The following is a 15046-nucleotide window of genomic DNA, read 5'->3' on the forward strand; positions in this document are numbered from 1 at the left end:
CGTTGGGCTACCCGTGGCGTTTTTTGCGAAATAGCGCTACTTCCTTCGGTGTGCCGCCGAGGCGCACAAAGTAGCCCTGCGTGCCACTGGTTTTTAGGTCGGCACGGTCGGCCAGCAGCCACACGTCGGCGTAGTTGCCGCTGCTCACCGTGTTTTTGATGTTGACCCAACACTCCCAGGTGGTGCCCGTTACGGCCTGGCAGGGCGTTACGAGTTGCAGTTGGGTGCCCGTCACCGCGGGGCCGTTGGTTTGCAGCTGCTTCTGCGCGTTGATGGTAAAGCCGGCCGCGTCGCCGGTCCAGGGTGGGTTTTGGGTGAAGTCACCATCGGTAAACGAGTCGCTGAGCTGGGCGTGTGCGGACAGCGTGAGCAGCAGGGCTGCCAATAGCAAATAGAGTTTCACGAGGATCGAACTAGTAATTTCCGGCGCAGTGCGCGTTGTATTCTCACGCAGAATACGCGCCAACCTTTGCGCATTGTATCAGGAAATCCAAGTTCTACTACAAAAAAGAGCAGCAGCGTGTACCTTTACTGTTCTACTCATTTTTAAACAACCATGAAAGTAGCCGTAGTAGGTGCCACCGGCCTAGTCGGGGGCGAAATGCTGAAAGTGTTGGCCGAGCGGAATTTCCCGGTCACCGAGCTTCTACCCGTGGCCTCTGCCAAATCGGTGGGCCAGGAAATTGAGTTTCAGGGCAAAAAATACAAGGTGGTGAGCATGGACGACGCCGTAGCGGCTCGCCCCGATGTAGCCATTTTCTCGGCCGGCGGCACCACCAGCAAGGAGGAGGCCCCACGCTTTGCCGAGGTAGGCACCGTAGTAATTGACAACTCCTCGGCTTGGCGCATGGACCCCACCAAGAAGTTGGTAGTGCCCGAAATCAACGCCAAAGAGTTGACTGCCGATGATAAAATCATTGCCAACCCCAACTGCTCTACCATCCAAATGGTGGTGGCCCTCAACAAGCTACACGAAAAATACAAGGTGCAGCGCATTGTAGTAAGCACCTACCAGAGCGTAACAGGCACCGGCAAAAAAGCTGTAGATCAGCTCCTGGAGGAGCGCGCCGGCCAGGATGCCAGCAACCCCGCCTACCCCCACCGCATCGACCTGAACGTGCTACCCCACATCGACGTGTTCGAGGACAACGGCTACACCAAGGAGGAGATGAAAATGGTAAAGGAAACCAAGAAGATCTTCGGCGACGACAGCATCCGCGTGACGGCCACCACCGTGCGCATTCCCGTGATGGGTGGCCACTCGGAGTCGGTGAACGTGGAGTTTGCCGAGGAATTTGACCTCGACGAGGTGCGCGAACTGCTGTGCCAGACCGAAGGCGTGGAAGTGGTAGACGACGTAAAAAATAACGTCTACCCCATGCCCAAAGACGCCCACGGCAAAGACGCCGTGCTCGTCGGCCGCCTCCGCCGCGACGAAACCCAGCCCCGCACCCTCAATATGTGGGTAGTGGCCGACAACCTGCGCAAAGGCGCCGCCACCAACGCCGTGCAAATTGCTGAGGCCATGATGAAAATGGGGTTGATTGGGTAGGCCAGTGAGGCTACCGCAGAGTTATAGCAGCAAATACCACAGTGCCCCGGTCGGACTTATCCGATCGGGGCACTGTGGTATTTACGAGAATTACAGGCAACCCAAATTATAAGAATTATTATATAATAAGTATTTGTCATTCTATTATAAGGTTAAGGAAAAAAATAATGAATCACCTTGCATACAAATGATATTGGCCATTTCTATATTCGCATACTTCTTCTAAAATCCTTTCCGGAATAGAAAATTATTTGATCTTTTTTCTTTTTTTAATCATACTCATTATTACATGAAAGTAACTTTACCCTTCGCTTTGGCTGCTACATTGGCACTAGGCAGCTGCGCCTCCATTGTTAGCAAAAGTCGCTACCCTGTCGCCATCAATAGTGTGCCAGTCGGTGCCGATGTTACCGTGACCAATCGTGCCGGTAAGGAAGTATTTGCGGGCAAGGTGCCCACCGCCGTTATGCTAAAATCGGGTGCCGGCTTCTTTAAAAAGGAAATCTACACTCTCACCTTTAAAAAGGCAGGCTATGACGACCGCCAAATGACCTTGGAAGCCAATTTAAACGGCTGGTATTTTGGCAACATCGTTTTTGGAGGCCTTATCGGGATGCTGATTGTAGACCCGGCTACTGGCGCCATGTACCGCATTGCACAGCGCGATGTGCAAGGTGTAATGGCTGAAAGTGCACAGGGTTCTATCCTCTTCAAAAATGATGGCCTTAGCATCATTTCAACGGAAGATGTACCGGCCGATCTACGCGACAAAATGGTGCCAATCGAGAAGTAATCCCCTTAAGTTAGAATCTGAAAATGGTCTGATGAAGCGAGCTTCATCAGACCATTTTTTATGCAAACGTCACCGCCGCGAAATCAAGCACTGCCTGTCGCGTGCGCTCCGGCGCCTCTAGGTAGGCCAAGTGCCCTACCTCCGCCAAAAACAGCGCGTATGTAACCGGCGCCAGTTGCGTCACTTCTATCGACTGCTCGAAGGGTACCGCCAAATCCTCTTTACCGGCAATAACGAGCACCGGAAACTGCGCCTCGCGTAGCACCTGCGTGCGGTCGGCGCGGGCGGCCATGGCCCGCAGCCCACCGATGAAGGTTTCCTTGGGCGTGGCCTTACCGATATTCTCCAGCATCCGTAGCTGCTCGGGCATCGAGTCGCGGTGGGCGGGCGCGAACAGGGGGCGCACGAAGGAGTTCATGAACTTCTCTACCCCGTGCCGCTCGATAAAATCAATGTTCTTCTCACGGTTCTGCTTTTTCTCGTCCGTATCAGCCAGCGCCGAGGAGTTGAGCAGGCACAACCCTGCTACCAGCTCTGGGTGCTTTTCGGCCAGAGCCAGCGCTACGTAGCCGCCCATGCTGTGGCCTATCAGCACAGCTTTTTCAATGTTTTGCTGCTGTAGTTGCTTGGCCACATAATCGGCCTGGGCACGCATGGAGTAGTTGGCTACGGGCGCCGTATTATCGCCATGGCCTAATAGATCGGGTGCGAAGATGGGGTAGTCGTTGGGAAAGTCACGGGTGAAATCCGTCCAGATTTCGCGGCTTTCGATGAAGCCGTGGAGGAAGACGAGAGTAGGGTGTTGATGTTGGTGCATGGTTGAGTAACGCAAAATTGTAGTAGTCTATACTTACGACTAGCCTACTCAACCTGGCTGTATTTTTTTATGTTTTTTAACTAAGAATTACCCTCTTTATATTCCTCAATTTACTATTTATTATCAATTATTTACAATGTAAAACTTTGGTACATTTTACATGCTTATTGCTTTTACTTTTAAATAAATAAATTAAAAAAATACAATTTTTTTCAAATTTAAAAATAGCCTATTCTCTTACCTTCGAGCCACGAAATGCGCTATATATTTTCTGCCTATGTTTCCACTACTACGCACTAGTTTTAGCATCTTATGGTTATTACTACTCGCTGTTCTGCCAGCCACGGCCTCTCACTTGTTGGGCGGCGAAATGCACTATAAGTACCTTGATGCGAACGGGCCGACGGCAGCTCCGTTTCGGTACCAGGTAACCGTATTAGCGTATCTTAATAAGGAACCCTCCTCCCAAATTCCGGATGGCAGACCTTACATCACACTTAATATTTACAATAAATCTCAAGCTGGTGCTCGCATCCTGAGTCTAGAGGTACCGCGCAATAGCTTTGCAGAGGTAACCCCACCTGTTTCCGGAACTTGCGCCCTCCCTAACAGGCCGCCCCGCGTAACGCTGGCTACATACAAGACTACCGTCAATCTCCCTCTTTCGTTTGACGGTTATTACGCTGTGTTTGCGGACAACACGCGCAATGTGGGCATTATCAATCTGGTAAATTCCGGTGATACCAACATGCTGTTGTACACCGAGATGGCGCCACCACTGCTCCCCAATACGTCTCCGGTCTTTTCGGACACGGCCGTGGCTGTTATTTGTCAGGGAGATACCAGCCTGATTCTCAATAATGCCTACGATGCCGATGGCGACCGGCTAATTTATTCGTTTGGCACCCCTTACCAGGGCGCGCCATTGGGCAGTACCGTTTTTGCCCCACCGCCGGGATCGGTGCTGTACGCACCGGGGTATACGGTCAATCAACCTTTCGGCAAGAATGGTTTTGCGGCGCTTAACGCCACTACAGGCTTGAGTCGGTACGCCTCTCCTGCCGTGGGCAACTTTGTGGTGGCCGTAGATGTGAAAGAATACCGCAAGCTAAACGGGCGGGAAGTACTGGTCGGTACCACCCGCCGAGATGTGCAACTGGTAGTGCGCCCTTGTCCCTCCAACCTACCACCAGTATTTACGCCATCCTCTGTTGCTGTAAAAGAATATGCCATTGAGGAAGGCCAAACGGTGCGTTTTACGGTAATGGCATCTGACCCAGAGCAGCAAAAGCTCACGATGAAGCTTAATAGTGCGCTGCTGGATGGTGCTGGGCCTTTTAACGCTACTTTCAATAATAATCCCGGGACGATAGCTACGGGAAGTGCCACGGGCTCGGCCAGCAGCACGGCCGTGGGCACCATCAACGGCAGCTTTGTATATACTGCTGGTTGCGGCGACGCGCGCGCTACACCCTACGATGTAATTATAACAGTGACGGACGACGCGTGTGGCAGCAAAAGCATTGCGGAAATTTACCGCATCATGGTAACCAAAGCAGCACCACTAGCTCCTATTACGGGCGAGGCCAGCATCTGCGACCGGTCGCAACCTGTTACGTACGCTACAGCTTCTTCTAGCACCACTGGTTACCAATGGCTTGTAAGTGGCGGCACCTTGCAGGGTGCTACCACTGGTAATACCGTGCAAGTGCTTTGGGGTACTGGCCCAACGGGACGCGTCACCGTGTATAAAGCTCAGGGCTGCTTGGCTGACTCTGTTTCAAAGGTGGTAGATCTGCGACCGGGCAATGCAGTGGCTGTCAGCCCAGCCGCGAGTATATGCCCTGGCGCAAGCACTACCCTCACGGCCTCGGGTGGGCAGGACTATACGTGGACCGGCGATGGTCAGACCTTTCGTGGGGCTATGGTCACAGTGTCGCCAACGCGCACAACTACCTACACGCTTACTGCCACAACGGGTAATTGCACAATCAGCCGGCAGGTAACCGTGACCGTAGCGCCCGCACCCGTAGCCAATGCTGGCGGCAACGTAGCACTTTGTCCGGGTAGTATTACTATGCTGGGTACGGCGGCCTTGCCGAACTACTCCTACCAATGGAGCCCGGCTATCGGCCTGAGCAACACCACATCTGCCCAGCCGACCTTTAGACCGCCTACTGGTGTAGCTCAAACCTACACCTTTACTCTCACCGTCACAACCGCTACTGGCTGCACGGCCACCAGCAGCGTGCAGGTAACGGTGCAACCGCCGGCCACAGTAAACGCCGGCTCCGACCGGGTAACATGCGCCGCTGCGCAAACTCAGTTGGGTACGGCGGCCTTACCAGGCTACTCCTACCAGTGGAGCCCAGCTATTGGCTTGAGCAGCACCACATCTGCCCAGCCGACTCTGACGCCTACCAATGCTACGTCTGCACCTGTCGTTCTCACCTACGCAGTGCTGGCTACGGCTCCCACGGGCTGCGTCGCCCACGATACGGTTCGCATCACCGTCAATCCCCGTCCGGTACCTGATAGTATTCAGGGTAGCCAATCGGTTTGCCCCACGGTTCGGGGTATTGTTTACTCAATTCGCAACCCACGGGCGGGAGCCTACCAATGGGAGGTACGCGGCGGCACCATCAGCGCGGGGCAGGGCACGAGTAGTATTCTCGTCGATTGGGGCGCCGCCACTACGGACGGTAGTGTGCGGGCCGTTACGCTCAACACTGCGGGGTGTGCCTCTGAGGCCGTGGTACTGCCCGTGCGTGTTCATCCGCAACTAGCAACGGTAACGCCCAGCGGTCCTGTCCAAGCATGCCTTTCCGATGGTGTGCTAACCTACCAAACGCCCTACACCAATGGTTCAGTGTATGGCTGGCAAATTATAGGCGGCACCCAGGTGAGCACCAACCAGGGCACAGTGCGGGTGCAGTGGACCCGGCCGGGCATAGGCAAGCTCATCGTAACAGAAATGAGCAATCCAACGGGAGGTATTTGCCGCGGGCAGAGCGACACACTCTATGTGCGCGTGCTGCCTACCCCCGCTACCGATTTAGCCATCAGCGGACCCGAACGAGTGTGCGCAGCAGTCACTACTGTTTCCTTCTCTCTACCTGGCGCGCCTACCTCGCGCTATGAGTTTAGGCTGAACGGCATGGTGCTGCGGGGTGCTGCCGGAACGACTATTACGCTCCCTACCCCCGCCGCCAGCACGACACCCTATACGCTTACGGCGCAGGAAACCAACAGCAATGGCTGCCAAGGACCGCTTTATACGAAGCAGCTGTTGGTAACACCCCCACTAGCTATTACGGGGCCACGCTTTTATTGCCCCGAAGCCCGTACGGCTCTCACGTACACTGCCACCACGTTGCCGAATGGTGTATACGACTGGGTAGTAATTGGGGGCACTATCGTGCGTGGTCAAGGCACGGCTACGGTGCAGGTAGATATCCCAGCCGGCGCAACTACGGCTTCCCTTCAGGTGGCGGAGACCACCAGTGCTAGCTGCACGGCCTCGCTCACTGTCGCGCCCGACAATGTTCAGGTAGCCTTGTATACGGCCTCAGTGGGCCCCACCGATGACCATCATACCACGCTGACTTTCCGAGTAACCAATCCTGTAGCTTCTACTGGTCAGGTGCGTGTAGCACGGCGGGTACCGGGTAGCACTAGTGCTTTTCAACCGATAGCTACCCTGCCAACTACGGCCACTACCTACACCGACCCAGACGTGGATGCAGACCGCAACAGCTACGAATACCAGCTACAACTTCTCAACAGCTGTGGCACCGTTCTGCTTAGCACCCCGCATACCACCATCTTGGCTACGGCAACCGCCACCGAAAGCACCGGGGGCCGCGCGGTCGGCACTACCCAGATTAGTTGGACGGCCTACCAGGGTTTCGCCGTGCAGGAATACCGCGTGTACCGCGCCACTGATAATGCACCGCCCGAATTAGTAGCGACTGTACCCGGCAATACGCTCCGCACTGAATTGGCTACTGGTGCAGCAGGCTTCAGCCAGTGCTTCCGGGTGCAGGCTGTGAGTGGAGACGCGCAGCCGCTACTGGCGTACTCCAACGACGCGTGCGTGGCCTTCGAGAATAAGCTGGGCTTCTACAATATTATTACGCCCAACAACGACGGCAAAAACGACGTGCTCTTCATCGACAACGTAGCGCTTTATCCTAATAATACGCTTACGGTATTTGACCGCTGGGGCAAGGAGGTGTACCGCACAACTAATTACCGCAACACTTACGGGGGCGAGGGCACTAGTAGCGGCGTGCACTACTATTTGTTTAAGCTCCCCGATGGGACTTCCTACAAGGGCTGGTTCCAGATTATGTATTAGCAGCGTTAAACGCTTGCAAGAAAACAGGGCTGTACACGACTTCGGTCAGCCCTTCAACTATTGATTGAAATTTAAGGCTACGATTACCCGTGAAAGCGAGATACTCATTACGACGTTTTTTAGTTGGCTGTCTGTTAGTGTGGAATGCGGCTCATGCAGCGGCGCAGTGTCCGGCACCCGCCAGTTGCACGCCCGGCGCAGCACCCGCCGCAAATGCCATTTTTGGCATGGGCATCTACCGGGTACAATTGGGCCAACTCGATCATACCACGCTAGGCGGTACTGATGGCTACCAGAACTATAGCTGCACCAAAACTACTACCCTAGTTCGTCAGGGCAGCTATACGCTCACCGTGCAAACCAACCCCAACGTCGACGAGAATGTGCGGGCATGGATTGACTTCGATAACAACGGTGTTTTTGACCCCGTTAAGGAGCTGGTGCTGCTTTCCAATGATGCCCGCAAGCATAGTGCTACCTTCACGGTGCCCGCCAATGCCGTGCTTCAGCAGCCCCTGCGCCTACGCATCGCGGCCGATAATGCCAACGCTCCCTTCCCTACCCCCTGCTCCTCCCCCGAGTACTCGCAGACCGAAGACTATGGTGTGGTATTAACCAGTGGCACGTTGTTGCCACAAGCAGCTTTCAGCACGCCCGACAGCCTCTCCTGTAGCGGCTTGGTACAGTGGCAGGACCGCTCGCGCAACACGCCTACCAGTTGGGAATGGGACTTTGGCGACGGCACCACCTCTACCGCGCAACACCCACAGCACCAATATGCTGCCCCTGGTCGCTACTCCGTTCGCCTACGGGTGTGCAACGCCACAGGCTGCGATGCGCTAACTAAAACAAACTATGTAGTAGTACGAGCCGCGGCGCCGCGGCCGGCCACTTGCCAGCCGCGCACACTCGCTTATTGCTGCGGATTTGGCATCACGCGGCTGCAACTCCTCGACATTGATCAACGCTCGGGCGACGGGGCCGAGGGGTACCAGGATTTTAGCTGCCGTTCTCAAGCCACACTTACGGTCGATCAGCCTTACCAGCTCCGCCTCACCACGGGCGCCAACGGCCACGACGTGCGCATTTATCTGGACCGCAACGATGATGGGCAGTTTTCATCCACCGAGTTGCTCTACGAAGGCTTGGGTGTGCAAAGCCCTACTATAGCGCTGACCGTCCCTTCGCTTCCTACAGGTATGGTATATAATAAAGTGCTGCGGCTACGCGTAGTAGCGGATTTTGCCAGTGGCGCGGCGGCTAGTCCCTGCCGCGACGTTACCAGCGGTCAGGTAGAAGATTATGGCATAACGGTGCTACCCAATACAGTGCCGCCTACGGCCAGTATAGCCATGCACTACCAACAATTTTGTGGCCCGGTGCGCGTACAGTTCGATAATACTACCATTGGTACTGTCACCGCTTATCAGTGGAACTTTGGCGATGGCACCACCTCTACCCTAGCGCAGCCCCCCGCACACACCTACACTCAACCCGGCACATACGATGTGCAGCTTACAGCCCAAAATACATTTGGCAGCACTACTGCTCGTCAGACCGTAGTGGTGGCCGGCGCCTGCCCCAGCTATTGTACCCCGGAAGGATACGGCGGCACCCCCGATATTCCGTTCTATTTCACCCGCGTGCAGTTGGCTGATCTAGACAACGTCGCACCTCGCGCCTGGGGCGTGGGCTACCGCGACTTCACCCAGCTAACGGCCACCTTGCAACTGGGAAAAACCTATGAACTACGGACTGAGTCACTGGAGCGAACCTTTGCCTCGGCCGACGTGTGGGCGCACGTGGTAGCCTGGATTGACTACAATCAGGATGGACAGATGGGACCCTCCGAGTTAGTGACGCCTCAAGCTACTAATAGCTACAGCCCGTACCGGCTCACGTTTACAGTGCCCCGCAACGCTCGGCTTGGGGCCACACGCCTGCGCTTACTGATTTATGGACAAGATCAATTGGCTTCCGACTCCTGTACACCCTTTTCTTTTAATACTTCTACGGAAGACTACACTGTACTGCTGCTGCCGGACGCCGCACCTCCCCGTGCCGGCTTTGCGGTAGACTGGCCCAAATCCTGCACGGGTACAGTACAGTTCCGAGACCAGAGCGAGTCAGTACCAACGGCGTGGCAGTGGAGCTTTGGCGACGGCACTACTGCCAACGAGCAGCACCCGCAGCATACCTACGCCGCTCCCGGCACCTACACTGTGTCGTTGCGGGCGACGAACCGCTACGGTAGCCATACGACCACGCAGACCAAGGCCGTAATCGTGACCGGCACTGCGCCCGGCGTGCGCCCGGCCGCGTGTGTTCCGCGTTCAGGAGCATTCACCTACGACTACCGGATAGCTCAACTGAAAGTAGGCAATCTGGTTTACGGAGACACGCTTCGTGCGCCCGGCTACCTCGATAATACCTGCACTGCAACCACCATTCGACTGGCTCAGGGACAGGCGCAACCCTTTACCCTAATCGGCCAGAATATTTACTATCATACCCTATACATGTGGCTGGATAGCAACGACGACGGGGAGTTTACGCCGGATGAGTTACTATTTAACTCTACCAAAGAGCCCGTTATGTTTACCCGCACTGGCACCATTACACCACCGTCCAATGCCCCCACCGGCCGGCCGCTACGTTTACGGCTGGCATACCAGCAGCAGTTTGATTATTACCGGCAATTTGCTAGTCAACCTAGGCCCTGTACCCGCAATGAAGAGTACGAGATGGTGCGTGATTTTGCGGTGATAGTAGATGCGGGTGCCGTTACAGCCACTCGTCCCAGCCAGCTGTCTTCGGCTGCCTGGAGTATCTACCCCAACCCCTCTACGGGCTACGTGCAGATGCAACTTCCAACGCATATGGCGGGCAGCCACAGCGCGGAAATATGGGACGCCACTGGCCGCTTGGTGCAAACGCTCCCACTAGTCGTAGGAGCTAGGGGTACCACTGAGGCTAATTTAAGTTATCTACCGAAAGGAATTTATTTTCTACGACTAGCCCATGAGGCGCTGCCAACACAGCGTATCAGTCTTTACTAATGCCACATAAGCCAAAAGGCCCCGCCGGACGTTGCGTCCGGCGGGGCCTTTTCGTGTCAGAACCAGCAAGCTTACAGCAACACCTTTTCCACCGGCGCTAGAGCTTCTATCTTCCCGCTCATCTCGCGCACGGCGGCGGCGATACCGGCTGCGTCGAAGCCGCACTCCTTGTATAGCTCGTCTTGGGTGCCGTGTTCCACCACCCGGTCGGGGATGCCGAGGCGGCGCACGGGTAGGGAGTAGCCGTGGTCGGCCATGAACTCCAGCACCGCCGAGCCGAAGCCGCCGGGTAGGCAGCCGTCTTCTACCGTCACGATGGCGCGGTAGCGACTGAATACGTCGTGTAGCATTTCCTCATCCAGCGGCTTGCAGAAGCGCATGTCGTAGTGGCCAGTGCTGAGGCCTTCGGCGGCTAGTTCCTTGGTGGCGCGCACGGCGTAGTTGCCAATGTGGCCGATGGTCAGGATGGCCACGCCTTGGCCCTTGCGCACCAAGCGACCCGTGCCTACCGTCAACTTCTTGAGCGGCGTACGCCACTCCGGCATCACGCCCTCGCCGCGGGGGTAGCGAATGGTGAATGGACCTGCGTTTTCGGGTAGTTGGGCCGTGTACATCAGGTTGCGCAGCTCTTCCTCGTTCATGGGAGCGGCTACCACCATATTCGGAATCGAGCGCATGTACGACAGGTCGTAGGCGCCATGATGGGTAGGGCCATCGGCGCCGGCAAACCCGGCGCGGTCAAGGCAGAATACGACGTGCAGGTTTTGCAGGGCCACGTCGTGCACCACTTGGTCGTAGGCGCGCTGCATAAACGACGAGTAGATGTTGCAGAACGGCACCAACCCCTGGGTAGCTAGCCCGGCCGAAAACGTAACGGCGTGCTGCTCGGCAATACCCACGTCGAAGGCGCGGTCGGGCATGGCCTTCATCATAATATTCATCGACGAGCCCGACGGCATGGCGGGCGTCACGCCCATCACTTTGTCGTTTTGCTCGGCCAGTTCTACCAGCGTATGCCCAAATACATCCTGATACTTAGGCGGCTGGGGCTTGTCGGGAGTTTTTCTTGTAGATCTCGCCCGTAATCTTGTCGAACAAGCCCGGCGCGTGCCACAGCGTCTGGTCCTTCTCAGCCAGTGCGTAACCTTTGCCCTTCACTGTCACACAGTGCAGTAGTTTGGGGCCGGGAATATTCTTGAGGTCGCGCATGATGGTGACAAGGTGCTGCACATCATGTCCATCTACTGGGCCGAAGTAACGGAACTTCAATGCCTCGAACAGGTTGCCTTGCTTCAGCAAGGTAGCCTTCATGGCCTGCTCTACTCGGCGGGCAATTTGCTGGGGGTTTGGGCCAAATTTGGAGAGCTTACCCAGCACATTCCACAGCTCGTCGCGCACTTTATTGTAGGTGCGGGAGGTAGTGATGTCGGTGAGGTATTCTTTGAGTGCGCCCACGTTGGGGTCGATGCTCATGCAGTTGTCGTTGAGCACCACCAGTAGGTTGGAGTTTTCTACCCCGGCGTGGTTAAGGGCTTCAAAAGCCATACCGGCCGTCATGGCGCCGTCGCCAATCACGGCAATGTGCTGGCGGTCGTGCTCACCTTTGTACTCGCTGGCCACGGCCATGCCCAGCGCAGCGCCAATGCTGGTACTGCTGTGCCCTACCCCAAAGGCGTCGTACTCACTCTCGGTGCGTTTTGGGAAGCCCGACATCCCGTGGTAGCGGCGGTTGGTAGGAAACTGGTTGCGGCGGCCCGTTAAGATTTTGTGACCATAGGCCTGGTGGCCCACATCCCACACCAATTGGTCGTAAGGGGTATTGAAAACGTAGTGCAATGCTACCGTTAGCTCCACCACACCCAGCGAGGCGCCAAAGTGGCCGCCATAAATCGAAACGGAATCAATAATGAATTGTCGAAGTTCCTGGCTGAGCTGTACGAGCTGCTCGGGGCTGAGCTTTTTTAAGTCGTCGGGCGAGTCTATTGCCGCCAGCAGGGGACCAGGTTCAACAATCATCGTAGAGAGAGCAGAATAAGCTAGAAATAGTGTCGGTTAATGGGCCGGATGACGTTGCTCGAACCCAACCATACGTTACACGCCGTACACTAGACAAAGGTACGACTTTTCCGAAGGCGCGGTTGTACGATACCTTGCTCCTGACTTACTGCCTAGCAACCAATTCCGGGCCAGCCTGATTAATACCTACTTTTGTTTTCCCTACCCTACCTGCATATGCCACCTATTGAAGACTCTCAGGAACAGCAACTGCTTCACAAACTGCGCCCTTCGCGCATCGTGCTGCCAGTGCTGCTGGGGCTGAGTGTAGTGGGCTTCATGTTCTGGCGCAGCTACAAGCCCGGCGACCTTGCCCCACTGGCCAATGCAAAATTGCACTGGTTATTTATTACTCTACTCGTGCTTATTGCCCGCGATGCGGGCTATATGTACCGCATCCGGCACATTTCGGAGAAAGTATTAAGCTGGCGGGCTAGCATGGAGGTAATTATGGTCTGGGAATTTGCCTCCTGTGTTCTACCCTCGGCGGTAGGCGGCACCTCGGTAGCACCCTTTCTGCTGAATAAAGAAGGCATTACGTTAGGCAAATCGCTGGCCTATGTGATGGTGACAGCCCTGCTGGATAATATGTACTATGTGGTGCTGGTTCCGCTAGTGGTGCTGCTGGCCGGCGAGGGCCTCTACCCCGACGAAACCCTGCACAGCGGCCTCATCACTACCTTGCAAATTGCCTTTGTGCTGAGCTACGTGATGGTGTCGCTTTACTCTGGGCTGATGTTGTACGCGCTGTTTATCAACCCCATATCGGTGCGACGGTTTCTGGTGCGGTTCTTTTCGTGGCAGCTGCTGCGGCGGTGGCGTGGCAGCGCCTACCAGCACGGCGCCGAGATGGTAGCGGCCTCGGCCCAGCTGCGTGGCAACGGCGCGGGCTACTGGCTGCGCGCCATCTTCTCTACCATTTTTCGTCTGGACGGCCCGCTACGCGGTTATCGGCTGCATTATTGCCGCTTTCATTCAGGTTACGGGCCACGATTTTGCCATGATTTTCGCCCGCAACCTTACCTACAAAGTAATTCTGTTGCTGGCTATTACGCCCGGTGGCGCAGGTATTGCCGAAGGTGCTTTCCCTACCTTCTTCGGCAAGTTCATCGGCACGCCCACCATGACCAATTTCATTGTGCTACTCTATCGCATCACTACCTACTACCTGTACCTGGTATTCGGCGCCATTTTCCTGCCGCGGTGGGTAGGCCGGGTGTTTGGCCGGCGAGCAGCGGCCGAGGTTATGGCGTCGTAACGAGCCTACCCCTCCTACACAACACAAAAGGCCCGCTGACTATCTTCGTCAGCGGGCCTTTTGTGTTGTGTGTCAAAGCTCATTCGACACTTAAAACCCAACCAATATTTCTATTGAGCTTCCAGCATCATCTGCGAGCCGTCGGGAGCTTTCAGCGTGATTTCATCCTTGGTCAGGTTCACCACGTCGAACGTCATAGAATTGGGCGCGCCAGTAGGCGTGAGGGTAATTTTCTTGGCCGTTTGGTCGAAGGTGTAGTTGCCCTGCATGCTCTGCGCGGGCGACGACATATTGAACGAACCATTGGAGTAGAATTTTAGCTCTGTTTTCTTGTCGGCGCTGGTTTGGGCCACTTTTTCGCCGGCGGCATTGGTTTCTTTGTCAGTTGTCCAGGTTTTGCTGTCGGTGCCATAGAGCAGGTTGGTTTCGCCTACTTTGTTTTCTGAGCTACAGCTAGCCATGAACAGAGACACTAGTACCAACAGGCTGGCTAGGTAAGAAAGAGGAGAACGTTTCATAGGGAGGAGTGAAATGGGGTGAATAAAGCAAATCGCACAATACGGTATAGCACTGCGCCGATATTGCGACTTCTACGCCCCTAGCTCGAAAGAGTTTACCACACGCAAGCGCTACCGTGCTCCGCACAACCAAAATGCCCGGCAAGCGTAAGTTACGCAAGACCGTATGAGGCTCAGCCACATGCGGTTTTTCCTAGTTCCCTCACCTCCTAGCATTTGATATATCATGGGACTCTTTGATTTTCTGAATAAAGGCGAAGAAAAACCTGTTGCCCCCGCCGCCGGGACGCCCAACGCCAATGCCGACACCGATTTCTTCGGCAACAGCAAAGCCGATACCACTACCGCAGCAGCTACCACGAGCGAAACCTACACGGTAGTAAGCGGCGACTCGCTCTCCAAAATTGCTAAAAACCACTACGGCGACGCCAGCAAGTGGCACCAGATTTACGACGCCAACAAAGGCACTATTGGCAGCAACCCCGACAAGATCGAGGTGGGCCAAGTGTTACAATTGCCTAAGCTCTAAGCTAACCCAATATATCAAAAAGCCGCTTTCTGCTACAGAAAGCGGCTTTTTTTCTTGTATATACCTCTCTCCTACGGCCCTCGCAGCCCCATTGCATTTCCGGCC

The 15046-nt window shown here is 55.4% G+C and carries 9 protein-coding genes and 2 pseudogenes; 7 read left to right on the forward strand and 4 right to left on the reverse strand.

The genetic code is table 11. The features are described from left to right. Positions 1 to 7: 7 nt before the first annotated feature. Positions 8 to 403 (reverse strand): hypothetical protein, encoded by a 396-nt coding sequence (locus tag F1C16_RS15105; protein ID WP_185281454.1) that lies wholly within the window; start codon positions 401 to 403, stop codon positions 8 to 10. A gap of 153 nt (positions 404 to 556) precedes the next feature. Between F1C16_RS15105 and F1C16_RS15110 the strand changes: the two genes are divergently transcribed. Further along, entirely contained in the window at positions 557 to 1552 is a 996-nt protein-coding gene (locus tag F1C16_RS15110; protein ID WP_185281455.1) for an aspartate-semialdehyde dehydrogenase, read from the forward strand. 289 nt (positions 1553 to 1841) lie between these two features. Further along, complete coding sequence (locus F1C16_RS15115) at positions 1842 to 2345, forward strand: hypothetical protein (RefSeq protein ID WP_185281456.1); 504 nt, start codon at positions 1842 to 1844, stop codon at positions 2343 to 2345. 58 nt (positions 2346 to 2403) lie between these two features. Here the strand turns inward: F1C16_RS15115 and F1C16_RS15120 are convergent, their stop codons facing one another. After that, positions 2404 to 3162: an alpha/beta fold hydrolase gene (locus F1C16_RS15120; protein WP_185281457.1), complete on the reverse strand. Its 759-nt coding sequence runs from the start codon at positions 3160 to 3162 to the stop codon at positions 2404 to 2406. A 685-nt stretch (positions 3163 to 3847) separates the two neighbouring features. Here F1C16_RS15120 and F1C16_RS15125 point away from each other — a divergent pair. After that, positions 3848 to 7522 carry a gliding motility-associated C-terminal domain-containing protein gene (locus tag F1C16_RS15125; protein WP_185281458.1) on the forward strand — a complete coding sequence of 1225 codons (3675 nt, stop codon included), beginning with the start codon at positions 3848 to 3850 and terminating at the stop codon, positions 7520 to 7522. Between the two features lie 137 nt (positions 7523 to 7659). Beyond that, positions 7660 to 10581, forward strand: a complete 2922-nt coding sequence (locus F1C16_RS15130) for a PKD domain-containing protein (RefSeq protein WP_185281459.1) — start codon at positions 7660 to 7662, stop codon at positions 10579 to 10581. A 71-nt stretch (positions 10582 to 10652) separates the two neighbouring features. Here the strand turns inward: F1C16_RS15130 and dxs are convergent. Further along, a pseudogene (gene dxs / locus F1C16_RS15135) lies at positions 10653 to 12597 on the reverse strand (1-deoxy-D-xylulose-5-phosphate synthase). 318 nt (positions 12598 to 12915) lie between these two features. On the opposite strand from dxs, the pseudogene F1C16_RS23050 reads away from it, so the two are divergent. After that, a pseudogene (locus F1C16_RS23050) lies at positions 12916 to 13401 on the forward strand (lysylphosphatidylglycerol synthase domain-containing protein); the annotation flags it as partial. A gap of 109 nt (positions 13402 to 13510) precedes the next feature. Then, entirely contained in the window at positions 13511 to 13894 is a 384-nt protein-coding gene (locus F1C16_RS23055; protein WP_258049142.1) for a hypothetical protein, read from the forward strand. Positions 13895 to 14004: 110 nt separating this feature from the next. Here the strand turns inward: F1C16_RS23055 and F1C16_RS15145 are convergent, their stop codons facing one another. Beyond that, a complete protein-coding gene (locus F1C16_RS15145) occupies positions 14005 to 14412 on the reverse strand; it encodes a hypothetical protein (RefSeq protein ID WP_185281460.1) in 408 nt (135 codons plus the stop codon). Between the two features lie 226 nt (positions 14413 to 14638). On the opposite strand from F1C16_RS15145, the gene F1C16_RS15150 reads away from it, so the two are divergent. Further along, on the forward strand, positions 14639 to 14941 hold the full coding sequence (locus tag F1C16_RS15150; protein ID WP_185281461.1) for a LysM peptidoglycan-binding domain-containing protein: 303 nt from the start codon (positions 14639 to 14641) through the stop codon (positions 14939 to 14941). Positions 14942 to 15046: the final 105 nt, after the last annotated feature.

The sequence above is a fragment of the Hymenobacter sp. NBH84 genome (genome assembly GCF_014217645.1).
Classification (GTDB): Bacteria; Bacteroidota; Bacteroidia; order Cytophagales; family Hymenobacteraceae; genus Hymenobacter; species Hymenobacter profundi.

Coding starts and splice junctions, on each gene's coding strand:
- F1C16_RS15145 (WP_185281460.1), bottom strand. CDS start 14,412: ATGAAACGTTCTCCTCTTTCTTACCTAGCCAGCCTGTTGGTACTAGTG.
- F1C16_RS15120 (WP_185281457.1), bottom strand. CDS start 3,162: ATGCACCAACATCAACACCCTACTCTCGTCTTCCTCCACGGCTTCATC.
- F1C16_RS15110 (WP_185281455.1), top strand. CDS start 557: ATGAAAGTAGCCGTAGTAGGTGCCACCGGCCTAGTCGGGGGCGAAATG.
- F1C16_RS15115 (WP_185281456.1), top strand. CDS start 1,842: ATGAAAGTAACTTTACCCTTCGCTTTGGCTGCTACATTGGCACTAGGC.
- F1C16_RS15150 (WP_185281461.1), top strand. CDS start 14,639: ATGGGACTCTTTGATTTTCTGAATAAAGGCGAAGAAAAACCTGTTGCC.